Source organism: Nocardioides sp. YR527 (genome assembly GCF_900101045.1).
GTDB lineage: Bacteria > Actinomycetota > Actinomycetes > Propionibacteriales > Nocardioidaceae > Nocardioides.
The window spans coordinates 24973-48871 of the sequence record NZ_FNFN01000012.1; the positions used below are offsets into that span (position 1 = coordinate 24973).

Genomic DNA, 23899 nt, shown 5'->3' on the forward strand with positions numbered 1-23899 from the left:
AAACTGACCAGCCCAGGATCAGGCGTTGGCGATGAAGGTCGTGACCGCGTCGGCGACCATTTGGACGGCGATCGCCGAGAGGAGCAGACCGGCGATCCTGGTGATGAGCAGGACGCCGGACTCCTTGAGGACCTTGAGGATCGGGACGGAGAAGATCATGCCGAGGAGCAGGGTGAGGTGCACGACGACCAGGCCGAGGCCGAGGCCGAAGCCGTCCGCGACGGAGTCGACGTCCTGGGTGAAGACCATGGTGGCGACGATCGCACCCGGACCCGCCAGGAGCGGGGTGCCGAGGGGCACCATCGCCACGTTGGCGCCCGCCGCGGCCACCGGGTCGTCGAAGTTGTCGGTGAGCAGCTCGAGCGCCACCAGCAGCAGGAGCAGGCCGCCGGCGCACTGCAGCGCCTCGAGGGAGATGTGCAGGTAGTGCAGGATCGCCTGTCCGAACAGCGCGAAGATCGTGATCACCAGGAACGAGACGGCGACCGCGAGGACCGCCGCCCGACGCTGCTTGCCCGCTGACTGCCCGGCGGTCAGCGAGAGGAAGACCGGGATCGTTCCGACCGGGTCCATGATCACGAAGAGCGTCACGAACGTGGAGACGAAGAGCTCGGTCAACGTACGACCTCGGGGGTGGCTCGTCCGGAGGCGGCCGCGGCTGCGGCGGCGCGCTCCAGGAGCCGCTCGTACTCGGCGGGTGCAGTGGTGTTCACTCCCAGATGGTGACCCACCTTCCCGGTGCCGTGGTAATCGCTGGATCCGGTCACCACGAGGTCGAGGTTGCGGGCGATCACCCGCAGCTTCTCGCGCACTTCCGGGCTGTGATCCTGGTGGTCGACCTCGAGCCCGGACAGGCCCGCGTCGACCAGTGCGGAGAGGGCCGCCTCGTCGGGCTGCTCGCGTCCGGACCGGCCCCAGGGATGGGCGATCACGGTGACTCCCCCGGCGGCGGCGACGGTGCGGATCATCGGCTCGAGCGGGGCGGCGTAGCGGTTGACGTACGCAGGCTTTCCGGCGCCGAGGTAGCGGTTGAAGGCCTCGTCGCGACTGCCCACGTACCCCTTGGCGACGAGCGCGTCGGCCAGGTGCGGGCGCCCCGAGGCGGCGGCATCACCGGAGACGGCGGCGACGTCCTCGAGGGACACCTCGATGCCGAGACGCTCCAGCCGGGCCAGCATCAGCGGCAGCCGTCCGTCGCGGCCGGCCAGGACACGGCCGAGCTCCTCGACCAGCGGCGGGTGGGTCCGGTCCGGCAGGTAGGCCAGCAGGTGCACCCCGTGGCCGGCGTGGATGGTGCTGATCTCCATGCCCCGCACCAGCTCGATCCCGGCCTCGGCCGCAGCAGTGGCCGCCTCGTCCCAGCTGTCGGCGGTGTCGTGGTCGGTGATCGCGACGACATCGAGGTCCGCTGCCTTCGCCGCGCGCACCAGCTCGGTGGGCGAATCGGTCCCGTCGCTCACCCGCGAGTGAGTATGGAGGTCGATGCGCACCCGCCTATCCTAGGGCGCGTTCCACCAAGTTCCACCGGGGCCACCGAAGGGCAGCTCGACCATCTGTACGCCCAGATCGTCGACCTGGCGCAGGTGCCAGCCGTCCTGGAGCATGAGCATCGCCGTGGCCGGGCGGAAGACCAGCCACAGCCAGCGGCCGGCGGCCTCGCCGACGACCACCGACCGCTCCCACTCCTCGGCGCCGTTGGTCCACTGGGTGATCGGCCACAGCGGCACCAGCTGCCGCTGCCCGGCGACCCGGACCTTCGTCGTGGGCGGTCCGGTGCAGGCGTCGATGCCGGGGTCCGGTCCTTCCGTACGCGCACACCGTGCGCCCAGCCCGACGCCGGCCTCCTCGGCCACGACGGTCATCTCGACCGGTCCGTCGTCGGGGGTCACACCCGTCAGCGTGAGCAGCGTCGCCGAGCCCTTGGCCTCGTCGCTGACAACCGCGAGGTCGGCGATCGACCAGCCCGACTCGACCGGCCAGGGGACGTAGGTGGGCACGTCACCGGCCAGCGAGAGGACCTGCACCAGGTCCTCGTAGGAGGCCAGATCCGAACGCCACACCGGCGTCACCACACCGTGCTCGGGACACGACTTGCTGCCGCCGGTACCGATGCTCGCCACCGGTGTCGCGCAGCGTGGACAGCCAACCGCAAGAGCCACCCCCTAACGGTGACCCGTGCCATCCGTCTGGTCAAGCGGTCCGGTCAGGCGTCGGCGGCTTGTTTCGCGCGCGTGCGGGTGATCGCCCACTCGATCAGGTCGGCGAGCGCGGCCACGGCGTCGTCGGCCGCTTCGTCGGCCGCATCGTCGGACCCGCCGGGCGACCACTGCGGGACCGTCTCAGGACCCCACCCGGGGCGAGACCCGACGGCGGCCCGCTCGAGCAACCACTCCCGCAGTGGTACGTGGGTGGCGGCCGCCACCGCCGCGATCCGGTCCTCGGTGACCGTCGACGGGTCGGTACCACTGACCTCGACCGGGGTGAGGTCGGCCCAGTCGCCGTGCAGGACGACACCCTGACGCTGGAGCGCGGCGACCTGCTGTCGTGCGCTCCTCTCGACCCACGGCGCGACCCGCAGCCCGAGGGGCTGGTCGTCGACGTCGAGGTCGCGCATGAGCCGTTTGGCGAGCACGTGCTTGCGGAGCCGGATACCGGCCGGGAACCGCAGACCCCGCAGCTCGAGCTCCAGGTTGAGGCGGCGCAGCACGTCGGCGCGTACGACACCGAGGGAGGCGTTGCGCGACATCGGCGTCGAGACGTCGCCGAACCCGAAGCCGATCACCTCGCCGAACCGCTCCAGGAGCACCTCGGACGGACCTCCCGGCGGGGGCACGGTGACCACGTGCACCGGCCCGGCGGCGCTCCAGCGCTTCGCGATCGCCGCCGCGTCCTGCTCCTTCCAGAACCGGTTCGTGCTGGTCATCAGGTCGGGCAGCGACCACCGGGGCCGCATCTGCTTGGCCGAGGCGAGGAACTCGGGCCAGGTCCACAGCTCGCCGTTCTGCACCACCTCCTGCCACATCGCCGGCAGGTTGCGGTTAAGGTCGCGTACGGAGACCACGATCTCGACGGAGGCGAAGGAACGGGCGACCTCCTCGACCACGGCCGTACCGGCCGGGGCGAGCAGCTCGGCGGAGAGGACCGCGCTTCCTGGCCAGGCGTTGATCTCCTCGACGAGCCGGTCCCAGGATCCCCCGATCGAACGGTCGCCGGCCAGCGACCAGGCCCGCCCGCGGACGTCCCAGACCGCGTCGACCTGCTCTCGCCAGCTCTTTCCCGGGACGAGTATGCCGAGCTCACGCAGGTGTTCTCGATGCGCGAAGAGCGCATGTTGCAGGGACGTGGTCCCCGACTTCATCGTGCCGACATGGATGATCACACGGCGTGCCACAACTACCCCTTCCAGCGGCCGCGGGATGGTACGGCCGCCCTCCAGAGGTAGTGATCCAGCCTGTGGGTTCGACCCGGGCCGGCTATGGAGGGGCTATGTGTTCCAGCTCTTCACGACCGGCTGCCCGTGGTGGGCATCCAGCAGCGAGACGGTCGCGGTGTCCAGCCGGAAGAGCCGTCCTTCGGTGACCGGGAGGCCCAGCCACACCGCGGCCAGGGCGCACAGCGCGTGTCCGTGGGAGAAGACCAGGGTGTCGCCGTCGCGCTCTCGGGCGGCCGAGGCGACGCGGCCCAGCCTCTCCTGGACGGCGGCCGCGGCCTCTCCCCCGGGCGTCTTCGCGGTCCACAGGCTCCAGTCGGGGTCGGTGCGGTGGATCTCGTCGGTGGTGATGCCCTCGTAGTCGCCGTAGTCCCACTCGACCAGGTCGTCGGTGAGGACCGCGTCCGGGAAGCCCGCGAGCTCAGCCGTACGCAGCGCCCGCTGTCGCGGGGAGGTCAGCACCGCGGCGTACGTCCGCTCGGCGAGCCTGGACGCGAGCTCCTTGGCGGCCTCCTCCCCCTCGGGCAGGAGGGGAAGGTCGGTGCGGGAGGTGTGCCGGCCGTTGAGGGACCACTCGGTGGTGCCGTGCCTGACGAGGTAGAGGGCCATGCCCCCATCCAACCAGCCCCCGGCCCTACCGGCTGGTCACGCCCGCGTGATGAACCGGTTGACCTCGCGGACGAACAGGTTGGGCGCGAGATCGGCCGCCGTCGAGAGGGCCCTGGCCGGAAGACCGACGGTGGTGTGCACCTTCGGCAGCCGTCCGCGCAGCCCCTTGCGCGGCTGCGCCATCTCCCAGACCTGGTCGGCGACGTCCTCGACGGTCAGCCGGATGCCGAGGGTCTCGTGGGAGGAGGCGGCGTTGCCGTCGAGCAACGCGGTCTTCACCCACAGCGGCCAGACCGCCTGCACCCGGATGCCCTCCTTGCGCCACTCCAGCTCCAGCGCCTCGGTGAGTCCGCGCACCGCGTACTTCGACGCACTGTAGGAGGCGATCTCCGGCTGCCCGTAGATCGCGCTCGCGCTGCAGACGTTGATGACGCCCGAGCCGGGGGTGGCGCGGAGATAGGGGTACGCGGTGTGGCAGCCGTTGATCACGCCGTTGACGTTGATCTCGATGGTCTGGTGGTGCTGGGCCAGGTCGACGTCGGCCAGGCGGCCGGCGCGCAGGATGCCGGCGTTGTTGACCAGCAGGTCGAGGCGACCGCCGGCGGCGGTGGCGAACTCCTCCAGCGCCGTGCTCCAGGACGCGGGGTCGGTGACGTCGAGCGCGCCGCCGACAGCGTTGTCGGTCCCCAGCAGGGCCGCGACGTCACGGGCCAGGTCGGCGTCGATGTCGTAGACACCGACGAACCAGCCTTCGGACGCGAACTTCTCGACGATCGCCTTGCCGATCCCCTGGGCGGAGCCGGAGACGAACAGGGATTTCTTGGTGGGCATCGGGTGCCTCCTTACACCGGGATGAGCGCCCAGTAGTCGAGGTCGAGCAGCACGCCCGGGGCGTACTTGCCGTCCTCGCCGCGCAGGGTCATCGACTCGTCGCGGCCCTTGGTGGCGACCAGACGCAGCCGGAGGGCACCGACCCCCGGGGCGTCGGTCTCCACGCGGTCGAGGACCTCGGACCAGGCGTAGACGGTGTCCCCGGCGAAGGCCGGGGAGGTGTGGGCGCCGGCGTTGATCGCGGCGATCAGCTGGGCGTTGGCCAGGCCGTTGAACGACAGCGCCCGGGCCAGCGAGATGATGTGGCCGCCGTAGACGAGGTTGCGGCCGTCGGGCCGCGCCTCGACGTTGAAGTGCACCTTCGCGGTGTTCTGCCACAGTCGAGTGGCCTGCTGGTGCTCGGACGCAGTGAGGGTCACCCCGTCGACGTGGTCGATCTTCTCGCCGACCTCGTAGTCGGCCAGCCGGTGCGGCTCACCGGCGGCGGTGAAGTCGTAGGAGGAGAAGTCCAGGCCCTGGGGCACGATCAGATTCTTGGCGTCGACCGCCTTCGCCAGCTCCGGGATCACGGTCTCGGGTGCGGCGCCCTCCTGGTCCCGCTTGTGGACCATCACCCAGCGCGCCCAGTCGATGGCGACCTCGCCGCGCTGGTTGGTGGCGGTCGAGCGTACGTAGACGACGCCCGACTTGCCGTTGGAGTTCTGCTTGAGGCCGATGACCTCGGACGTCGTCGAGAGCGTGTCGCCCGGCACCACCGGCTGGTGGAAGCGGCACTCGGCGTAGCCGAGGTTGGCGACCGCGTTCAGCGACACGTCCGGGACGGTCTTGCCGAAGGCGATGTGGAAGCCGATCAGCTCCTCCACGGGGTGCACGCCCAGCCCCACCGAGGCCGCGAAGGCGGCGCTCGAGGGCACCGCGAAACGGGTCGGGTAGAGCGACCCGTACGCAGCCCGGTCGCCCTCGGTCACCGTGCGCGGCGTGGCGTGCTCGATGACTTGGCCGACCGAGAAGTCCTCGAAGAAGTTGCCGGGGTTCGTCTTGCTCATCTGCGGCCTCTCGTCGGTGAGTCTGGCGGTGCGTTGATTACCGGACGGTAACCTAGTTCAGACGATCCCGTGGAGGCGTTCCGGGATGCGTAACAACGGCTGGTTGCGGAGGTTGTCGATGTGCCCCGGGCCGACGGCGCGGTGTACGCCGTCCTCCTCGCGGACGAGTCTGGCCGGCAGGACCGAGGCCGGGTCGAACTCCTCGACGTCGGCGCTCACCGAGGCGGTCGCGGCGGTCAGCAGACCGGCGAGATCATCACCGGACCGTCCCCACGAGCTGCCCTTGCCGCGGCCCACCGCCTTGGCGAGCTCGTTGCGGCGGTCGGCCTGTCGGCGCAGCAGATCCAGGTCGGCGAACTTCATGTGGAGCATGAACAGCCCGGGATCGGGCACGTACGGCGCCTTGATCCCGTGGGAGGCGAGCGTCCAGGCGGCCGGCACCCGTTTGACCGACGGCTTGCACATCAACGGCGCGAACTGGGCGTAGGACCGCTGGCCCATGATCGGCTTGCCGCTGACCAGCGGCCCCTCGACCGCGGTGTGGTGGACGACGTTGAGGGCGAAGGGGGCGATCACCCGCTCGGGCCGCCGGGACAGGTAGTCGGACAGGCTGGCGTACCTCGCCGGGTCCGGGACCAGGAACTCGTCCACGTCGGTGAAGATGACGACGTCGTAGATCCCCAGGAGACCGTGGGCGACCCCGCTGGCCAGGCCCATCCGGCCGGCCTCGAAGTTGCCCTTCCGGAAGCCAGGCAGGCGCTGGACCGTGCACGGGAGGTCGTCGGTGGAGCCGTCGGTCGAGCCGTCGTCGAAGACGATCAGGTTCTCGTGACCGGCCGCTCGGCCGTAGTGGTCGACCCAGCGGGCGAGCATCTCGCCCTCGTCGCGGGCGATCGTGAGCACCGCGATCCGTGGCGGCGCGGCCGACGTGCCGCCCGCCTCCTCGGCGAGTCTGCGACGACGGCGCAGGCTCCAGCTGCTTGACAAAGAGTTCCCCCGAATATGTGTGTGTTGAGGCCCTACGTACGGACCAGCTCCTCTCGCCGGACGGACCACTCCACGAGGTCGGCCAGGGCGGAGACGGCGCGTGCCGGGGCCTTGCGGCCCTCCCCCGGGTCGACGGCCTCACCAGGGATGGTCGGGTCGGCGAGCTTCTTGTCGAGGTCCGCACGCAGCGCCGCATAGGAAGCGACCGCGGCGTCTCGAACCTGCTTGTCGGTGACCTTGCGCGGGTCGATCCCGCGTACGTCCACAGGGGCCAGGTCATCGAGATCCCCGTGGATGGTCGCGTCCAGGCCGCGCAGCTCGGCTGCCTGGTCGCGGGTGAACCTCGCCGTCCAGCGCGGCGCCTGGAGCCCGATACGCGGGTCCTCGACCGTCAGGTCCGGCATCAGCCGCTTGCCGAGGACGTGCTTGCGCAGCGCCATCGCCGCCGGGTAGGCCAGGCCACGCCGGTCCAGCTCGGCGTTGAGGCCCCTGAGCACCTCGACGGTCGCGGCGCCGAGGGAGGTGTTCTTCGGGGGCGGGCTCTGCATCCCCTCGGGGTCGAAACCCATCGCCGCGCCGAAGCGCTCCAGCAGCAGGGTCGCCGGGCTGCCCGGCGGCGGCACGGTGACCAGGTGGAGAGGTCCGGCCTGGCCCCAGCGCCGGGCGATGGCGACCATGTCCTGCTCGGCCCAGAACCGCTTGCCGGGCCCGGAGCGACGGCGCTCGGGCGAGCCCGGGCGGCTCTTGTTGACCGCGGCGAGAAACTCCGCCCAGGTCCAGTCCACGCCGTTCTGGACGAGCTCCTGCCACATCGACGGGATCTGCCGGTTGATGTCACGCAGCGAGAGCACGATCTCGGGAGTCACCCCCGCGAAGCTCGTCGCCACCCGCTCGACCGTCTCGGGCCCGACCGGTGCGAGCAGCTCGACGGAGATCAGCGCGGTGCCGTCCCAGGCGTCGACCTCGGCGACCAGACGGTCCCAGGCTCCGGCGACCGAGTTCCCCTGCGGATGCTTGCGGCGGCCCTTCACGTCGAGGACGGCCTCGATCTGGTTACGCCAGCGTGCGCCGGGGACCAGGAACCCACGCTCCGCAAGGAGAGCCTTGTTCTTGTACAGGGCACCCTGCAGATATGTCGTCCCCGATTTCATCGCCCCGACATGGAGCACTACGCGGCGCGCCAACTTCTCGTTACCTCTCGACCAGACCTACCCGACACCCCCGAGGGGGCATCGTAGCCTCAGGACCCGCCGCCGCCTGCCTTTCGGCGGTGCATCTTCGGTGCGCCACCGATCACCTCGGACCCGTGCGCCTTCTCCTTGGCCCCCGCACTCTCGGCGTGTGCGTGGTCGTTGTTGTTCTTCTTCTCCAGCGCCTCGCGCATCTTGGCTTTGAGATCGTCGTTCGTCATCGCTCTCCCTGAATCGGCGTTGCTGGATCGTTGGTCGGGTAACCCCCAACCTACGACAACGACAACGACGAATCCTCAGGTTTTCCGGACGAGACCGTAGTTGTGGGCGACGAAGGTCTACTTTCGTCGCCCACAACCACGGAATCGGTGTGCGTTCGTGCGGACTCGATCGAGGCGAGTCAGGCGACCTGGTGACGGACGGGGACGTCCAGGAAGCCGGCGTCACCACCGGTGCAGTAGGTCGTCGGGTCGGCCTCAGCGAGGGGAAGCCGGCGACGAAGGCGCTCGACGAGGTCCGGATTGGCGAGGTACGCCCGGCCGGGGCTCACCAGGTCGGCACCCAGGCCGAGCCAGCGGTCCGCGGAGGCCGGATCGGTCGGCCTGGCTCCGAACGCCGCATCACCGCGAGTCAGCCAGAAGCTCGGGTTGACGATCGACCGAGACAGCAGAAGTGGGCGACGAAACCACGGTTTCGTCGCCCACTCCTACAGATTCGGCGGAAGGTTCGGCGGGCAGGTTAGCCGGAGGCTCAGGACTTGTAGTCCTTGAGCAGCGAACGCCCGATGATCATCTTCTGGATGTCGCTGGTGCCCTCACCGATGAGCATGAACTTGACCTCGCGCATGAGCCGCTCGATCTCGTACTCCTTGGAGTAGCCGTAGCCGCCGTGGATCCGGAAGGAGTCCTCCACGACCTCGTTGGCGTACTCCGAGGCCACCATCTTGGCCATCCCGGCCTCCACGTCCATCCGCTTGCCGGTGTCCTTCAGACGCGCGGCACGGACCATCATGTTGTGGGAGACCTCGACCTTGGTGCCCATCTCCGCCAGCCGGAACAGGATGGCCTGGTGCTCGGCGATCTTCTTGCCGAAGGTCTGACGCTGCTGGGAGTAGGCGATGCCGAGCTCGAAGCCGCGGATCGCCAGGCCGCAGGCGCGGGCGGCGACGTTGACGCGGCCGACCTCGACACCGTCCATCATCTGGAAGAAGCCCTTGCCCGGGGTGCCACCGAGGATCTGGTCGGCCGAGATCTGGTGACCCTCGAAGATCATCTCGGTCGTGTCGATGCCCTTGTAGCCCATCTTGTCGATCTTGCCGGGCACCGTGACGCCCTGCGCGGTCTCACCGAAGCCCGGGGTCTTCTCCACCAGGAAGGTGGTCATGTTCTTGTAGACGCTCTCGGCGCCCTCGTCGGTCTTGGTCAGCACCGCGACCAGCGTGGAGGAGCCACCATTGGTCAGCCACATCTTCTGGCCGGTGATGCTGTAGGACCCATCCTCGAGCTTGGTCGCCTTGGTCGACACCGCCGACACATCCGAGCCCAGACCCGGCTCGGACATCGAGAACGCGCCGCGTACCTCACCGGTCGCCATCCGCGGCAGATACTTCTGCTTCTGCTCCTCGGTGCCGTGCTGCATCAGCATGTAGGCCACGATGAAGTGGGTGTTGATCACACCCGAGACCGACATCCACCCGCGCGCGATCTCCTCGACGCACAGTGCGTACGTCAGCAGCGACTCGCCCAGACCGCCGTATTCCTCCGGGATCATCAGACCGAAGATGCCCAGCTCCTTGAGACCCTCCACGATCTCGGTCGGGTACTCATCGGCGTGCTCCAGCTCCTGGGCCACCGGGATGACCTTCTCGTCCACGAACTGACGGACGGTCTTCAGGATCTCTTCCTGAATGTCGGTGAGACCCTCGGTCTCGGCAAGGCGACCCATGCTCAACTCCTAATCTCGGTGGGCTGTTGAGACCACCACGACGTCACTGCGGCAGGTTACCAATCAGTAACCATCAGGGACACGTGACTCCCGCCACATCGCGATCCTACGACGCTCAGACCCGCCGTCCGACTGCCGAGAAGAAGGGCTTGAAGAGCTTGTCGTACGACGCCTTGGTGACGCTCACGTAGCCCGACCGCTTCCCGCTGCCGGCCGAGGTGGACATCTGGGTGCTCGAGCTGAACGCGAACGCCGGGGTGGCACCGGTCCTGCTGATCAGCAGCACGGTCGCCCGCAGTCCAGCACGGTCGTATCCGTCCGGTTGCCGCACGGCCCAGCTCTCCTTGTTCACGTCCTTGCCGAGGACCCGCTGCAGCGAGCGCATCTCGTCGGTGGCGGTCCGCTCCGCGGTGACGACCTGGACCCGCGCGCCACGCGACTTGGCCCGCTTCAGTGCCCGGAGCACCTTGCCGTTGCTCAGCGCACGGGTGGCCAGGTGGACGACCTGACCGCGCTTGGTGCTGTTGATCGACTTCAGGACCGTACGCAGCACGCTCTGCTCGTCGGCGGCGCTCAGCCCCGGGTCGGTGACCACGACACCCGGCCCGAACCTGACCCGGGAGGAGCCGTCGGCGGAGGTGATCGGGAGCGGCGAGAAGTCGACGCGGACCGCGTGATGGTCGGACTCGAGCCCGAAGGCACGCTGGTTGCCGGTGGCGAACCGCGCGATCCCGCGAGCCAGCACGTAGTCGATGGTCGAGGCCCGGCCGTGCGTGACCGGGGTCTGCTGGGTGACGTCGTAGCTGGGGATCAGGTGCTGCGCGGCGAAGATGTCGCTCGGGTAGCGCGAGCCCTCGTACTGCACGTTCAGGTCGCCGCCGACCATCACCGGGCCGCGTCTGGCCAGCGCCTTGACGAGCACGTTCAGAGCACGGGCGGAGGGACGGACCAGGTCGCCGTAGTACTTGGACCTGGGCGCGAAGTGCACCGCGACCACCGAGACGTTCCGACCGGTCGCACGGTTCTCGAGGGTGACCCAGTTGGCGTACCTGATGCCCCAGTGCAGCCGCTGGTCGGCCGACTTGCCGCGCTTGTTGCTGATCTGATGGATGCCCTTCGAGGTCGCTGCCCACTTGTCGTTGTCCCAGGCCACTGCCGTCGCCGACTTGTAGGGGTCGCCACCCTTGCGCCACACGCGGTAGCGCCCCGGCTCGAGGCTGGCGCTCCGGCGGCCGTTCACCTCGTTGTAGGTGATGAAGTCGGGCGCCGTGTCGACGACCTCGCGTACGTCCTTCTTGAACCTCGCCGTGCTCATGCTGGCCCTGATGTTGGCCTGGACCATCCGGTAGCGCGGTGGCGAGTAGGCGACGGCCTCCAGGTCCGTCGCGGACGGTGCGGACGAGTCGCGCACGGCGACGAGCGCGCCACCGAAGAGCCCGACGACAAGCCCCGCGGAGAGCAAGACCTTGGCCACCCGACCCGCACGAGACGGGACATCAGGTCGTGTATGCATCTCTTCGGCTCCCCTCGCAGCAGTCGCGACCGATCACACTGGTCACATAGATACCTTTTGTAACACAGGTACCAGCCAGATCTGCGGCTCCATTCCGGAGAGAGTTCGGATAGACCATCGAATCCCGGTTCCGTGCCACCGCGTGAGCGCCGAAGCGATCTACTGGGGTCCATGTCATAACGTTGGTCCGTGAGCACCTCGCCCAACCGCGTCTACGCGGCACGCCTGGTCGGCCTTCCGATCTTCGACCCGCTCGGTGAGCAGGTCGGCAAGGTGCGAGATCTCGTGGTCACGGTCAGATCCGACGCCCGGCAGCCGCGCGTGCTGGGCCTGGTCGTCGAGGTCTTCGGGCGCCGGCGCATCTTCGTGCCGATGACCCGGGTGACCAGCATCGACTCCGGGCAGATCTACACGACCGGCCTGCTCAACATGCGCCGCTTCCAGCAGCGGTCGACCGAGACCCTGGTCATCGGCCAGATGTTCGACCGGCAGGTCACGATCCGCAGCACCGGTGTGTCCGGGACGGTCTACGACGTCGGCATGGAGCAGGCCCGCAACCGCGACTGGCTGCTCTCCCGGGTGGCCGTGCAGGAACCCTCCAAGGGCCTGCGCCGCCGCGGCCAGACTCATGTGGTCGAGTGGGACGACGTCGAGGGCCTGGCCCGCCGCTCCCCCACCCAGGCCGCGACCCACCTGGTCCAGGCGATCCAGGAGATGCGCCCGGCCGATGCCGCGACGATGATCCACGAGCTGCCTCCCGAGCGTCAGCGGCAGGTGATCGCCGCCCTCGACGACGAACGGCTCGCCGAGGTGCTCGAGGAACTCCCCGAGGACGACCAGGTCGCCATCGTGCGGGCCCTGGACTCCGAGCGTGCCGCCGACGTGCTCGAGGAGATGTCACCCGATGACGCCGCCGACCTCATCGCCGAGCTGCCCGAGGAGACCGCGACCCTGCTGCTCGAGCTGATGCAGCCCGAGGACGCCAAGGACGTCCTGCGGCTGATGTCCTACGAGGAGGACACCGCCGGCTCGATGATGACCCCCGAGCCGGTCATCGTCGGCCCCGACGCGACCATCGCCGACGCCCTCGCGCTCGTACGCAACCCCGATCTCACTCCGGCCGAGGCGTCCGTCGTCTACGTCTGCCGTCCGCCGTTGGAGACGCCGACCGGCAAGTTCCTCGGCATCGCCCACATCCAGCGGCTGCTGCGCGAGCCCCCCTCGACACTGGTCGCGGGCGCGCTCGACGAGTCCCTGGAGCCGCTGCGCCCCGAGGACAGCACGGAGCAGGTCGCGGCCCACCTGGCGACGTACAACCTGGTCGCCGCTCCCGTCGTCGACGAGAACGGCCATCTGGCCGGCGCGGTCACGGTCGACGACCTGCTCGACCATCTGCTCCCGGAGAACTGGCGCGAGAACCTCGCCCGCCAGGAGTCGGCGACCGAGCCTCGTCCCGACACTCGTCCTGACACCCGCCCGAACAAGGTGATCACCCCCGAGATGGTGCGCCGTGGCTGACGCACGCGCCGCCCGCGGCCGCCTCGACACCCCGCGCGAGCTGCGCCGCCCTCTCGTCAAGCGCCCCACCTTCCGCACCGACTTCGGCTCCTTCGCCGAGGCATTCGCCCGCTACATGGGTACGGCCCGGTTCATCGGCTGGATGACGATGGTCGTGCTGATCTGGGTCGCCTGGAACACCCTCGCGCCCCGCGAGTGGCGCTTCGACCAGTTCCCGTTCATCTTCCTGACCCTCGCGCTGAGCCTGCAGGCCTCGTACGCCGCCCCGCTCATCCTGCTCGCCCAGAACCGCCAGGAGGACCGCGACCGCGCGCTGGCCGAGCAGGACCGCCGGATCGCCTCCCAGTCCAAGGCCGACATGGAGTTCCTCGCCCGCGAGACCGCGTCGCTGCGGATGGCCCTCGGCGAGGTCGCCACCCGCGACTACCTCCGCTCCGAGCTCCGGCTGCTCCTCGAGGAGCTGGATGAGCGTGACCGTCACCGAGGTCCGATCGACCAGCCCTCGGGCGATGCGGGAGAGTCCCCACGCACGACGTAGGCTTGCATACCGTGAGTAGCCCGCTTCTCGACCGTGTCAACGCAGCCCTGGCGACCGTTCAGGACCCGGAGATCAAACGTCCCATCACCGAACTGGGGATGGTCGACTCCGTCTCGATCGACGACGCAGGTGTGGTCAGCGTCAAGGTGCTGCTGACCGTCGCCGGCTGCCCGCTCAAGGACACCATCAACCGCGACACCACCGCGGCCCTGGAGAAGGTCGACGGTGTCACCGGCGTCGACCTCGAGCTGGGCGTGATGACCAACGAGCAGCGTACGGAGATGCGCAACGGGCTCACCGGCGGCCAGGCGCAGCGGGAGATCCCCTTCGCCCAGCCGGGCTCGCTGACCAAGGTCTTCGCGATCGCGTCGGGCAAGGGCGGTGTCGGCAAGTCGTCGGTCACCGTCAACCTGGCCGTCGCGCTCGCCCAGCAGGGTCTCAAGGTCGGCATCGTCGACGCCGACATCTACGGCCACTCGGTGCCCGCGATGCTGGGCGTGGCCGACTCCCGACCGACCCAGGTCGACGACCTGATCATGCCGGTCCCGACCGCCTCGGGCGTCTCGGTGATCTCGATCGGGATGCTCAAGCCGCGCCGTGACCAGGTCGTCGCCTGGCGCGGACCGATGCTCGACCGCGCCCTGGTCCAGATGCTCTCCGACGTCTACTGGGGCGACCTCGACGCGCTGCTGCTCGACCTGCCCCCGGGCACCGGCGACGTGGCGATCTCGCTGGGCCAGCACCTGCCCAACGCCGAGATCGTCGTGGTCACCACCCCGCAGGAGGCTGCCGCCGAGGTGGCCGAGCGGGCCGGCACCATGGCCGAGATGATGCATCAGCGCGTCGTCGGCGTCGTGGAGAACATGTCCTGGCTCGTGCTGCCCGACGGCTCCAAGATGGAGGTCTTCGGCTCCGGCGGCGGCCAGCGGGTCGCCGAGACCCTCTCCCAGCGCTTCGGCTCGAAGGTCCCGCTGCTCGGCCAGATCCCGCTGGAGCAGACTCTGCGCGAGGCCGGCGACGCCGGGAAGCCGATCGTCGAGTCCGACCCGACCGCGGAGTCGGCCAAGGTGCTGGCCGAGGTGGCGCGTACGATCTCGGGCCGCGGCCGCGGGCTCGCGGGCATGCAACTGGGCCTCACTCCCACCTCCAAGCTCTGAGCCTGTAGGTTCACCTCCGTGTTCGGCATCGGCTTCGCGGAGCTTGCCGTCATCGTCGTGATCGCCATTCTGGTCTTCGGGCCGGACAAGATCCCCGACATGGCACGGCAGGTCGCCCGCCTCCTCCACCAGGTCCGCAACCTGGCCAACAACGCGCGAGACGACCTCCGCGGAGAGCTCGGGCCCGCCTACCAGGACCTCGAGCTGCGCGACCTCGACCCACGTCGCATCGTCAGCAGACAGATCCAGGAAGCCCTCGCCGACATCGAGGAGGAAGAGGCGCGCGCCAAGGCGCCCCGGCCTCTTCTGGCCGGCGAGAAGCCGCCCTACGACGACCAGGCGACGTAGCCCGTCCCTCCAGTCTCCTTCGTCGCAGCAGAACCTTCTGTTACTCGTCGGTTTAGAACCACGAATAACGGGTAAGAGAAGGTTGCCTGCGTAGAAAGGAGTTTGCGCCCATGAGCGCTCTACCATCTCGGGACCCCGATCCAGCAGCGGAGCCGGATCCACCACGTCCTGCCGAAGTACCCCTGGCCGATGTCCAGGGCACGCTCGCCTTCGACCTACAGCCACGCCTGGACCCGCCGCAGCCGGACCGGGGCGGAGCGGACGACGCGCTGCTGGCCGAGCCGATCCCGATCGTCCCGGCTCGTGGCCATCTGAACGCGTGGATCCCACAGTTCGCCCAGAAGATCGCCGAGGTCGTCGGCGGGGACCGTCCAGCGAGCCAGCTGATCCGCTGGACGACCAAGGAGGTCGTCGCCGACCTGCGATACCGCGCCGCTCTCACCGCCCGTAGCGGGGCGTACGAGCCAGGCATGGGCCGCCACCAGCCGGTCCGCCCCCGCGTCTATCGATGGCACCTTCACGTGGTCACCGACACCATCGTCGAGGCCACCGCCACGATCAAGTACGGCCACGGCTACCGCGCGATGGCTCTCCGCTTCGAGCAGAGCGGCGAGAGCTGGATCTGCACGGTCCTCAACTTCGGGCCGTACACCTGAGCCAGTGGAGGGCTGTACGTACCTCGTACAGCGCTCCACTGGTTCTGCGCTGAGGGCCTCAGCCGTTGACGCGGGTGGTGAGGCCGGTCGGGCCGCCGGGGCGGCCGTGGCACTGCTTGAACTTCTTGCCCGAGCCACAGGGGCACAGCTCGTTGCGGCCGACCTTGGCGTAGGGGTCGTCGGCGTTGCTGACGGTGTTGCCCTGCGCCTCGGCCTGACCCTGCTCGTCCGGGCCGGAGAAGGCCAGGTGCTTGGGCGTGGAGGGCTTCTGCAGGCCCTTCGCGGTGACCTGCGGGGCGTTGGCCGACGCCTTCGCCGCCTCGGCCTGCAAGGCCGCGGAGATGTCCTGGAGGCCACCGGCCTGGCCGACGCCGACCGGCGGCTCGGCGAGCGCGCCCTCGTGCATCGGACCGGCGTGACGGGTGCCGTCGGGGTGGTAGTGGAACTCCGGCTCTGCCTGCTCGACCTGGACCTCCAGGTTGAACAGGTAGCCGACCGCGGCCTCCTTGATGCCGTCCATCATCGCGGTGAACATGTCGTAGCCCTCGCGCTGGTATTCCACCAGCGGGTCACGCTGCGAGTAAGCCCGCAGCCCGATGCCCTCGCGCAGGTAGTCCATCTCGTAGAGGTGCTCGCGCCACTTGCGGTCCAGCACGGAGAGGACGACCTGACGCTCGACCTCGCGCATGCCCTCTTCGCCGATCTCGTCCTCGCGGCGGTCGTACGCCTCCTGGGCGTCCTTCTTGAGGATCTCGATCAGCTCGTTGCGGTCGAGGTCGTCCTTGCTGCCGCCGGCCTCCGCGATCAGCTTCTCCGGCTCGACCGAGACCGGCCACATCTGCTTGAGGTCGGTCCACAGCTGGTCGAGGTCCCACTCCTCGGCGTACTCCTGGGTCGCGCCGGTGACGACGCCGGTGACGACGTCGTCGATGAAGGTGCGGATCTGCTCCTCGAGGTCGGCGCCCTCGAGCACCTCGCGGCGCTCGGCGTAGATCACCTTGCGCTGGCGGTCCATGACGTCGTCGTACTTGAGGACGTTCTTGCGGGACTCGAAGTTCTGGCCCTCGACCTGGGTCTGCGCGTTGGCGATCGACTTGGTCACCGACTTGGCCTCGATCGGCACGTCGTCGGGGATCTTCAGGGTGGTCAGGATGCGGTCGACCCACTCGCCCTTGAACAGGCGCATCAGGTCGTCCTCCAGCGACAGGTAGAAGCGGGACTCGCCCGGGTCACCCTGACGGCCGGAACGACCACGCAGCTGGTTGTCGATGCGGCGGGACTCGTGGCGCTCGGTGCCGAGGACGTAGAGGCCACCCAGCTCGGTGACCTCCTCGTGCTCGGCCTTGACCTGCGCCTTGATCCGCTCGACGGTCGGCGCCCAGGCCTGCTCGTACGCCTCCGCGGTCTCGCCCGCGGGCTCCAGGCCCTGCTTGCGCAGCTCCTGGTCGGCGAGGAAGTCGACGGAACCACCGAGCATGATGTCGGTGCCTCGGCCGGCCATGTTGGTGGCGACCGTGACGGCACCCTTGTGACCGGCCAGCGCGACGATCTTGGCCTCGTCGGCGTGGTACTTCGCGTTGAGGACGGTGTGCGGGACGCCGCGCTTCTTGAGGATGTTGCCGAGGTATTCGGACTTCTCGACCGAGACGGTGCCGACCAGCACCGGCTGGCCCTTCTTGTGGCGCTCGACCAGGTCGTCGGCGACGGCCTCGTACTTCGCCTGCTCGGTGCGGTAGACGAGGTCGGCCTGGTCCTTGCGGATCATCGGCTTGTTGGTCGGGATCGGGACCACGCCGAGCTTGTAGATCTTGTCGAACTCCGACTCCTCGGTCATCGCCGTACCGGTCATGCCGGAGAGCTTCTCGTAGAGACGGAAGTAGTTCTGCAGGGTGATGCTCGCCAGGGTCTGGTACTCCTCGCGGACCTTCACACCCTCCTTGGCCTCGATCGCCTGGTGCAGACCGTCGTTGTAGCGGCGACCGGCGAGCATGCGGCCGGTGTGCTCGTCGACGATCAGGACCTCGTCGTTGGCGACGACGTACTCCTTGTCGCGGCGGAAGAGCTCCTTGGCCTTGATCGAGTTGTTCATGAACGAGATCAGCGGGGTGTTGACCGCCTCGTAGAGGTTCTCGATGCCGAGGTGGTCCTCGACCACGGTGATGCCCCGCTCGAGCACGGCGATGGTGCGCTTCTTCTCGTCGACCTCGTAGTCGACGTCCTTGGTCATCGTCTTGGCGATCGTGGCGAACTCGTCGTACCACTTCACGTCGTCCTCGGTCGGACCCGAGATGATCAGCGGGGTGCGGGCCTCGTCGATGAGGATCGAGTCGACCTCGTCGACGATCGCGAAGAAGTGGCTGCGCTGGACCAGGTCGGCCATGGAGGAGGCCATGTTGTCGCGCAGGTAGTCGAAGCCGAGCTCGTTGTTGGTGCCGTAGGTGATGTCGCAGTTGTAGGCCTCACGGCGCTGCGCCGGGGTCATCTGCGGCAGGATCACGCCGACGGTGAGGCCGAGGAAGCCGAAGATGCGGCCCATCATCTCGGCCTGGAACTTGGCCAGGTAGTCGTTGACCGTGACGACGTGGACGCCCTTGCCGGCCAAGGCGTTGAGGTAGGCCGGGAGCACCGCGGTCTGGGTCTTGCCCTCACCGGTCTTCATCTCGGCGATGTTGCCGAGGTGGAGCGCCGCACCGCCCTGGATCTGCACGTCGTAGTGACGCTGGCCCAGGACGCGCTTGGTGACCTCGCGGACCGTGGCGAACGCCTCGGCCATGATGTCGTCGAGGTCCTCGCCGTTCTCCAGGCGTTGCTTGAACTCGTCGGTCATCCCCCGCAGCTCGTCATCGCTCATCGCGACGAACTCGTCCTCGATCGCGTTGACGGCCTTCGAGATGGCCTCGAGCTCGCGAAGGATCTTGCCTTCGCCGAGGCGAAGGATCTTGTCGAGAATAGCCACGGTGGCGGGCTCCTACTAGCGGCAGACGGATAGCACGCTCACTCTACCCACCTCCCGGTCACCCACTCACACCAACGGCGCAAGCAGGGGTGCCAGGTCGCCCCTGGGACCGACCTCGACGGCGCTCAGGCCGAGCCAGCCAGCGAGCCTCTCGAGCTCGGCGGCCAGCTCGATGGCCGTCTCCACGGGGGCTCCTGGCTCGGCAAAGGCACCCTTGACCTGCAGGGTTCCGCTCTTCCGGTCGGCCTTCAGGTCGACCCGGCCGACGATGTGCTCGCCGAGGAGGAACGGCAGCACGTAGTAGCCATGGATCCGCTTGGGCGCCGGCGTGTAGATCTCGATCCGGTAGAAGAAGTCGAACAGCGCCTCCGTGCGCTCCCGCTCCCAGACCAGCGGGTCGAACGGGCTCAGCAGCGCGCGGGCCGCGATGCGCCTCGGCAGGCGAGACCCGGAGAAGAGGTACGCCTGCTTGCGGATGCCCTCGACCGCGACCGGCTCCACCTCGCCGGCGTCGATGAGCTGGCCCAGCGCGCGTGTCGTGTCGTCCACGCGCATCCGGAAGTAGTCGGCGATGTCCTTGGCGGTGCCGACCCCGTGGGACCGGGCGGCGCGGCGTACGAGCTCGAGGTGGGCCTCCTCCCTCGGCGGCGTCGGCGCGTCGAGGTGGACCCTCGGGATGACACGCTCGGGCAGGTCGTAGGCGACCTCGAACTGGTCGTTGCGGCCGGCGATGGCCAGCTCGCCGAACATGTAGAGGATGTCGAGGGTCTTGCGCGAGTCGGACCAGTTCCAGCCCCAGTGGTCCTTGGTCTGCGGGCCGGCGTCATCGAGCGCCTTGGCCGCCTCGCGCGCAGTGAGCGCCCCCTGCTCGGCCACCAGCGCCAGCACCTTCTCCTTCATCCCGTCCGGCACGCTCCCCCACCACTTCGACCCCTTGGTGGCGCGGTAGTCGTCCATCCGCCACTGCATGTGCGGCCACAGCTCGACCGGCATGAACGCCTGCACGTGGGCCCAGTACTCGACCATCCGTCGGTCCCGGTGGCCCTTGCTGGCGCGGTGCAGAAGCCCCGTGTCGTACGCCCCCATCCGGCTGTAGAGCGGCATGTAGTGCGCGCGCTGCAGCACGTTGACCGAGTCCACCTGGAGCACTCCGGTGCGCTCCAGGGTGCGCTGGAACGTACGCATCGTGGGCGCGCTGTGGGGCTTGTCCGCGAACCCCTGCGCAGCCAGCGCGATCCGGCGGGCCTGGGAGCGGCTGAGTGTCTGAGAACGGGGCACGAGTCCGACTCTAGAGCCGGTTCCGGACGTTATCCGACCTGATCCGGGTCAGCGGTTGCCGTGCGAAGGGCTTGCGGCCGCTATGACAGAGGGTCCGACCTTGTGAATGCTTCACAAGGTCGGACCCTCTGTCATAGCGGGACCTAGGCTCGACGTCATGACGACACGGTTCGGGATCAAGCTCAGCCAAGCAGCTCCGAGGGCGACAACCCGAGCGTGCCGATCTTCGAGGGCTGGGCGATGCAGGCGGCGATGGCGGTCGCGACGAATCGGGTGCGGATCGGCTGCATGGTCACCGGCAACACCTACCGCCACCCTGGGATGCTCGCCAAGCTCGCTACCACCGTCGACCACCTCTCCGGCGGCCGACTGGAGTTTGGCATCGGCGTCTCCGGCACCCACTACCAGCTCACCGACGCCGTCGCGGAGCCCAAGCCGGTCCAGCGTCCGCACCCGCCCATCTGGATCGGCGGCAGCGGCCCGAAGCGGACCCTGAGGATGGTCGCGCAGTACGCCGACGCCTGGAACGCCACCGGCGAGACCCCGGAGGAGTACGCCCTGCTCGGCTCGATCCTCGACCAGCACTGCGCCACGGTGGACCGGGATCCGAGCACGATCCGCCGCACCGTCCAGCTCCGCGCCGGTGACGCCGACGACCTCGACCGGCTCCGCGACGCCGCCGCCTGACCGCAACCGCTACACCCTGGGAGCGCCAGGCGCACCAGACACGGCTCACGCTCCCAGGGTCCGAGCTACAGCGGGCCGAACACCGTCCCGACGTCTGCATCCAGCGCGAGCGACTCGAGCACGCCGAGCAGCTTGCGCTCCTCGTAACGGAAGTGGGACTCCATGATCGCGGCGATGCCTTCGAGGTGCTTCCCGAGGTCCTCGGGGGTGGCGGCCTGATCGACAGCTACCTGGAGACCACCGAGGAGATGGCCGATCATGGAGTGGTCCTGCTCGAGATAGCGGATGGTCTCGCGCAGCTCGGGGTGGGCTCGGGCGATCGCCGGGAACAGCGAGCGGTCCTCGCCCTCGTGGTGGCCGGTCAGGGCCGCACAGAACCCGTGACAGAACAGCAGCAGGTCACGAGCCGCCGGTTCGGCGGGATCTCCCGCGGCGATGGCCTCCTGCGTCACTCGCAGTGCCTTGCGCAGCCGGTCGTGGACCCGCCGCATCTCATCTGCCCAGGCGATGAACCTGGTCTTCTCGCCCTCAGTCACGTGAGGGCGAAGGGGACGACAACATCATGTCGATCTCCTTCGTGTCCGGCGCCTCCATGCCTGACACGGTCTGTCACCGGCACGCGACGCTGGCCTCACCTTAGCGGGTCAGTCGACGTTGAGGAGCTTCTGGCGCACGGCGTACATGACCGCCTCCATGCGCGAGTGGGCCTGGAGCTTCTCCAGGATGTTTCGTACGTGGTTCTTGACCGTGTTCTCCGAGATGAACAGCCGTTTGGCGATCTCGCGGTTGTTGAGGCCCTTGGCGACCAGGCCGAGGACCTCGAGCTCACGGTCGGTGAGCTTGGGGCCGGGGACCGAGGAGCGGTCCGGCCGGGACATCTGCTTGAACTCCTCCATCAGCTTGACCGCCATGGAGGGGCTGATCAGGGACTGGCCGTCGGCGACCACCCGGATCGCCTGGGCGACCTGGTCGATCGAGGAGTCCTTGAGGAGGTAGCCCATCGCGCCGGCCTTGACCGCGTCGTAGAGGTCGGCCTCCTCGTCGGAGACGGTCAGCATGATGATGTTGGCCGAGGGGACGGCCTCCTTGATGGCGACGCAGGCCTCCAGACCGGTCTGCTTGGGCATGCGTACGTCGAGCAGCACCACGTCCGGAGCGGAAGCCGCGGCGCGCTCGGTGCCCTCGATGCCGTTGGTCGCCTCACCGATGACCTCGATCCCGGGCTCGCTCGCCAGCAGCGCGACCAGGCCCCTTCGGAAGAGCTCTTGGTCGTCGACAACCAAGACGCGGACCGGCTCACGATCGGCACCAGATGTAGATGACACGAATGCATCATGGCACGTAACTGATGATGACAAAGTAAATGGCCGGGACTCATCCATCTGAGGGATGGATAAGTCCCGGCCGACGTGCTTACGAGCGGTTGCTCGTCACGGCGGTCAGACGAGGTCTGTCCGGTTGAGCGCGATCACGCCGTAGTCGTACCCCCTCCGGCGGTAGACGACCGCCGGCCTCATCGAGTCCTTGTCGATGTAGAGGTAGAAGTCGTGTCCGACCAGCTCCATCTCGTAGAGCGCCTGGTCGAGCGTCATCGGTTCCGCAGTGTGCGTCTTCTCGCGGACCACCAAGGGCCCCTCCCCCGTCACCGTGATCGGACCGACCTGGTGCTCCCGGACGGTCTCCTCCTCGAGCTGCTCGGACTCGGTCGTCGAGGCCAGGCCGTCGGGGTCGATGCCCGCCAGTGCCTGCCCGACGGATACCGGCGTACGACGGCCGCGGTGGACTCTGCGGCGGTCGGCGGCGCGGCGCATCTGGGAAGCCATCTTGTCGACTGCCAGGTCCAGTGCCCCCATCTTGTCCTCGGCACACGCCTCGGCCCGGATGACCGGACCCTTCGAGTATGCGGTGAGCTCGACGTGTACGGCGCCCTTGTGCTGACGCGGGTTGGGCTCGTTGTCGACCTCCACGTTGATCCTGATGATGCGGTGGTCGTGCTTCTCGAGCTTCGCGAGCTTCTCGGCTACGTGAGCGCGATAGCGGTCTGAGACCTCTGCGTTGCGGGCCGTGACGACAACTTCCATCGGTACCTCCCGGTGTTTCGGGGTTGGCGGGATCCCGGACGGTCAGCGCATGTGACCTCCGGGGTACGGAGTCCGCCCGGCCGACCTGGTCTTCGACCCCACAATCGCCTGCTGAGGCTTAGCAGCTTGGTGCCACTCCACCTTCTCCTTGCTGGTTCCCGTATCTGACGGGAGGGCAAAGGCAGGACTTATCTCTAAGCCGCACCGTGATCCCCTTGCACCAGAATCTGGCAACGAAGGGTTACGTGGACCGTTTCGCCTGCGACTGGCATCGGCTTGCCGCTCGGATGTCCGCAACGCGGACCTCTCTGCGACGCAACCACGGACCCAGGCGGACTCCATGTAGTGACGGTAGTTCGCCGATCTGCCCCACGAAAGCCCTTCAACAGAATTACATGACGGTTTCCTACATTTGAACGCGAGACCGACGCCGGGTGGCCGCAACGGTTGCGATCGCTTTCACGCCGAGACCGACCGATTCCAGCGCTCGTTGGGCCTCCCGGGCGGTCGCGCCGGTGGTGATCACGTCGTCGCAGACGATCAGCGTCGCCCGCGGGATCTTCCTGGCAAGTGTCCGGATGCCGGACGCGGGACAGGTGATCGAGCCGTCCAGGTTGGCCTGTCGTTGCCGGGAGTCGAGACCGGCCTGGTCCGCGACGCCCGGTCTGGTGCGGAGCAGCTGGTGATGACGTACGTCCAGCCCGTGCCGCCTCAGCATCGCGGCTGCCCTGCGTGTGATCGCCGTGGTGCTGTCGAGGCCGCGCTCGCGCACGGAGGCCGGGCGCGACGGGACCGGGACGAGGACCGTCGGGCCGGTGCCGGTCGCCGCCATCGCCTCGAGGACGGAGAGTGCGAGCAGGCCGGCCAGAGGCCTGCGGAGGCCGAGGAGCTGGTGCTCCTTCAGGCCGATGACGAGCTGCTTGAGGGTGTCGTCGTAGGGCCCTGCCGCGAAGACCGGGGCGATGCCCGAAGGCGCCGGGCTCGGCGGGCTCGGCCGGGCCGTGTCGGGGAGGGCGGCGCGGCAGTCGCGGCAGAGCAGCCTGCCTGGTCGTCGGCAGCCGACGCAGCGGCCGCCGACCACGAGGTCGTGCCACGCGTCGGCAAGTTCCATGGGGTCGAGTCGACCAGGA

General features: G+C 68.6%; 25 protein-coding genes. 6 read left to right on the forward strand and 19 right to left on the reverse strand.

The window, feature by feature from the left end:
* Positions 1–18: 18 nt before the first annotated feature.
* The 13 genes from BLT25_RS27225 to BLT25_RS27280 all read right to left on the reverse strand — a co-directional run bounded on the left by BLT25_RS27225 (position 19) and on the right by BLT25_RS27280 (position 11511).
* Positions 19–618 (reverse strand): MarC family protein, encoded by a 600-nt coding sequence (locus BLT25_RS27225; protein ID WP_091052619.1) that lies wholly within the window; start codon positions 616–618, stop codon positions 19–21.
* The gene (locus tag BLT25_RS27230; RefSeq protein WP_091052621.1) at positions 615–1490 is read right to left on the reverse strand and encodes a PHP domain-containing protein; all 876 of its coding nucleotides are present in this window, start codon (positions 1488–1490) and stop codon (positions 615–617) included. The genes BLT25_RS27225 and BLT25_RS27230 overlap by 4 nt, the downstream gene beginning before the upstream one ends.
* Positions 1491–1499: 9 nt before the next feature.
* Positions 1500–2159, reverse strand: coding sequence for a DUF6758 family protein (locus BLT25_RS27235; protein ID WP_091052622.1), 660 nt, complete (start codon positions 2157–2159; stop codon positions 1500–1502).
* Between the two features lie 44 nt (positions 2160–2203).
* Positions 2204–3391, reverse strand: a complete 1188-nt coding sequence (locus BLT25_RS27240) for a hypothetical protein (protein ID WP_091052624.1) — start codon at positions 3389–3391, stop codon at positions 2204–2206.
* Positions 3392–3484: 93 nt separating this feature from the next.
* Positions 3485–4039 (reverse strand): histidine phosphatase family protein, encoded by a 555-nt coding sequence (locus BLT25_RS27245; protein WP_176884333.1) that lies wholly within the window; start codon positions 4037–4039, stop codon positions 3485–3487.
* Between the two features lie 36 nt (positions 4040–4075).
* Positions 4076–4870, reverse strand: a complete 795-nt coding sequence (locus BLT25_RS27250; RefSeq protein ID WP_091052627.1) for an SDR family oxidoreductase — start codon at positions 4868–4870, stop codon at positions 4076–4078.
* A gap of 11 nt (positions 4871–4881) precedes the next feature.
* Positions 4882–5916 carry a MaoC family dehydratase gene (locus BLT25_RS27255; RefSeq protein ID WP_091052629.1) on the reverse strand — a complete coding sequence of 345 codons (1035 nt, stop codon included), beginning with the start codon at positions 5914–5916 and terminating at the stop codon, positions 4882–4884.
* A gap of 57 nt (positions 5917–5973) precedes the next feature.
* On the reverse strand, positions 5974–6903 hold the full coding sequence (locus BLT25_RS27260; RefSeq protein WP_143033885.1) for a glycosyltransferase family 2 protein: 930 nt from the start codon (positions 6901–6903) through the stop codon (positions 5974–5976).
* Positions 6904–6935: 32 nt separating this feature from the next.
* Positions 6936–8054 carry a hypothetical protein gene (locus tag BLT25_RS27265; RefSeq protein ID WP_143033886.1) on the reverse strand — a complete coding sequence of 373 codons (1119 nt, stop codon included), beginning with the start codon at positions 8052–8054 and terminating at the stop codon, positions 6936–6938.
* Positions 8055–8143: 89 nt separating this feature from the next.
* Positions 8144–8314, reverse strand: a complete 171-nt coding sequence (locus BLT25_RS30095; protein WP_176884335.1) for a DUF5302 domain-containing protein — start codon at positions 8312–8314, stop codon at positions 8144–8146.
* A 179-nt stretch (positions 8315–8493) separates the two neighbouring features.
* Positions 8494–8643, reverse strand: a complete 150-nt coding sequence (locus tag BLT25_RS27270; protein ID WP_218131498.1) for a hypothetical protein — start codon at positions 8641–8643, stop codon at positions 8494–8496.
* Positions 8644–8843: 200 nt separating this feature from the next.
* On the reverse strand, positions 8844–10037 hold the full coding sequence (locus tag BLT25_RS27275; RefSeq protein WP_091052635.1) for an acyl-CoA dehydrogenase family protein: 1194 nt from the start codon (positions 10035–10037) through the stop codon (positions 8844–8846).
* A 115-nt stretch (positions 10038–10152) separates the two neighbouring features.
* Positions 10153–11511, reverse strand: a complete 1359-nt coding sequence (locus tag BLT25_RS27280) for an endonuclease/exonuclease/phosphatase family protein (protein WP_091052637.1) — start codon at positions 11509–11511, stop codon at positions 10153–10155.
* A 228-nt stretch (positions 11512–11739) separates the two neighbouring features.
* On the opposite strand from BLT25_RS27280, the gene BLT25_RS27285 reads away from it, so the two are divergent.
* From BLT25_RS27285 to BLT25_RS27305, 5 genes are all read left to right on the forward strand, one after another.
* Complete coding sequence (locus tag BLT25_RS27285) at positions 11740–13068, forward strand: magnesium transporter MgtE N-terminal domain-containing protein (protein WP_091052639.1); 1329 nt, start codon at positions 11740–11742, stop codon at positions 13066–13068.
* Positions 13061–13606: a DUF1003 domain-containing protein gene (locus BLT25_RS27290; protein WP_091052641.1), complete on the forward strand. Its 546-nt coding sequence runs from the start codon at positions 13061–13063 to the stop codon at positions 13604–13606. The genes BLT25_RS27285 and BLT25_RS27290 overlap by 8 nt, the downstream gene beginning before the upstream one ends.
* An 11-nt stretch (positions 13607–13617) precedes the next feature.
* The gene (locus tag BLT25_RS27295; protein WP_091052734.1) at positions 13618–14763 is read left to right on the forward strand and encodes an Mrp/NBP35 family ATP-binding protein; all 1146 of its coding nucleotides are present in this window, start codon (positions 13618–13620) and stop codon (positions 14761–14763) included.
* 18 nt (positions 14764–14781) lie between these two features.
* Positions 14782–15111 (forward strand): sec-independent translocase, encoded by a 330-nt coding sequence (locus BLT25_RS27300; RefSeq protein ID WP_091052643.1) that lies wholly within the window; start codon positions 14782–14784, stop codon positions 15109–15111.
* Between the two features lie 110 nt (positions 15112–15221).
* Positions 15222–15767 (forward strand): Rv3235 family protein, encoded by a 546-nt coding sequence (locus tag BLT25_RS27305; RefSeq protein WP_091052645.1) that lies wholly within the window; start codon positions 15222–15224, stop codon positions 15765–15767.
* 58 nt (positions 15768–15825) lie between these two features.
* Here the strand turns inward: BLT25_RS27305 and secA are convergent, their stop codons facing one another.
* Positions 15826–18723: a preprotein translocase subunit SecA gene (gene secA, locus BLT25_RS27310; protein WP_091052647.1), complete on the reverse strand. Its 2898-nt coding sequence runs from the start codon at positions 18721–18723 to the stop codon at positions 15826–15828.
* A gap of 66 nt (positions 18724–18789) precedes the next feature.
* Positions 18790–20001 carry a winged helix-turn-helix domain-containing protein gene (locus BLT25_RS27315; RefSeq protein ID WP_091052649.1) on the reverse strand — a complete coding sequence of 404 codons (1212 nt, stop codon included), beginning with the start codon at positions 19999–20001 and terminating at the stop codon, positions 18790–18792.
* A gap of 216 nt (positions 20002–20217) precedes the next feature.
* On the opposite strand from BLT25_RS27315, the gene BLT25_RS27320 reads away from it, so the two are divergent.
* Positions 20218–20688 carry an LLM class flavin-dependent oxidoreductase gene (locus BLT25_RS27320; RefSeq protein WP_256328821.1) on the forward strand — a complete coding sequence of 157 codons (471 nt, stop codon included), beginning with the start codon at positions 20218–20220 and terminating at the stop codon, positions 20686–20688.
* A gap of 65 nt (positions 20689–20753) precedes the next feature.
* Here BLT25_RS27320 and BLT25_RS27325 read toward each other — a convergent pair whose 3' ends face one another.
* The 4 genes from BLT25_RS27325 to BLT25_RS27340 all read right to left on the reverse strand — a co-directional run bounded on the left by BLT25_RS27325 (position 20754) and on the right by BLT25_RS27340 (position 23880).
* On the reverse strand, positions 20754–21224 hold the full coding sequence (locus tag BLT25_RS27325; protein ID WP_091052651.1) for a hemerythrin domain-containing protein: 471 nt from the start codon (positions 21222–21224) through the stop codon (positions 20754–20756).
* Between the two features lie 108 nt (positions 21225–21332).
* A complete protein-coding gene (locus tag BLT25_RS27330) occupies positions 21333–22013 on the reverse strand; it encodes a response regulator (RefSeq protein ID WP_176884338.1) in 681 nt (226 codons plus the stop codon).
* Positions 22014–22127: 114 nt separating this feature from the next.
* Positions 22128–22769 carry a ribosome hibernation-promoting factor, HPF/YfiA family gene (hpf, locus tag BLT25_RS27335; protein ID WP_091052654.1) on the reverse strand — a complete coding sequence of 214 codons (642 nt, stop codon included), beginning with the start codon at positions 22767–22769 and terminating at the stop codon, positions 22128–22130.
* 406 nt (positions 22770–23175) lie between these two features.
* Positions 23176–23880, reverse strand: coding sequence for a ComF family protein (locus BLT25_RS27340; RefSeq protein WP_091052655.1), 705 nt, complete (start codon positions 23878–23880; stop codon positions 23176–23178).
* Positions 23881–23899 lie beyond the last annotated feature (19 nt).

Excerpts from the sequence above, each read along its gene's own strand:
- BLT25_RS27245 (WP_176884333.1), bottom strand. The coding sequence starts at position 4,039 with ATGGCCCTCTACCTCGTCAGGCACGGCACCACCGAGTGGTCCCTCAAC.
- BLT25_RS27250 (WP_091052627.1), bottom strand. The coding sequence starts at position 4,870 with ATGCCCACCAAGAAATCCCTGTTCGTCTCCGGCTCCGCCCAGGGGATC.
- BLT25_RS27255 (WP_091052629.1), bottom strand. The coding sequence starts at position 5,916 with ATGAGCAAGACGAACCCCGGCAACTTCTTCGAGGACTTCTCGGTCGGC.
- BLT25_RS27265 (WP_143033886.1), bottom strand. The coding sequence starts at position 8,054 with ATGAAATCGGGGACGACATATCTGCAGGGTGCCCTGTACAAGAACAAG.
- BLT25_RS30095 (WP_176884335.1), bottom strand. The coding sequence starts at position 8,314 with ATGACGAACGACGATCTCAAAGCCAAGATGCGCGAGGCGCTGGAGAAG.
- BLT25_RS27275 (WP_091052635.1), bottom strand. The coding sequence starts at position 10,037 with ATGGGTCGCCTTGCCGAGACCGAGGGTCTCACCGACATTCAGGAAGAG.
- BLT25_RS27305 (WP_091052645.1), top strand. The coding sequence starts at position 15,222 with ATGAGCGCTCTACCATCTCGGGACCCCGATCCAGCAGCGGAGCCGGAT.
- hpf (WP_091052654.1), bottom strand. The coding sequence starts at position 22,769 with ATGGAAGTTGTCGTCACGGCCCGCAACGCAGAGGTCTCAGACCGCTAT.
- BLT25_RS27340 (WP_091052655.1), bottom strand. The coding sequence starts at position 23,880 with ATGGAACTTGCCGACGCGTGGCACGACCTCGTGGTCGGCGGCCGCTGC.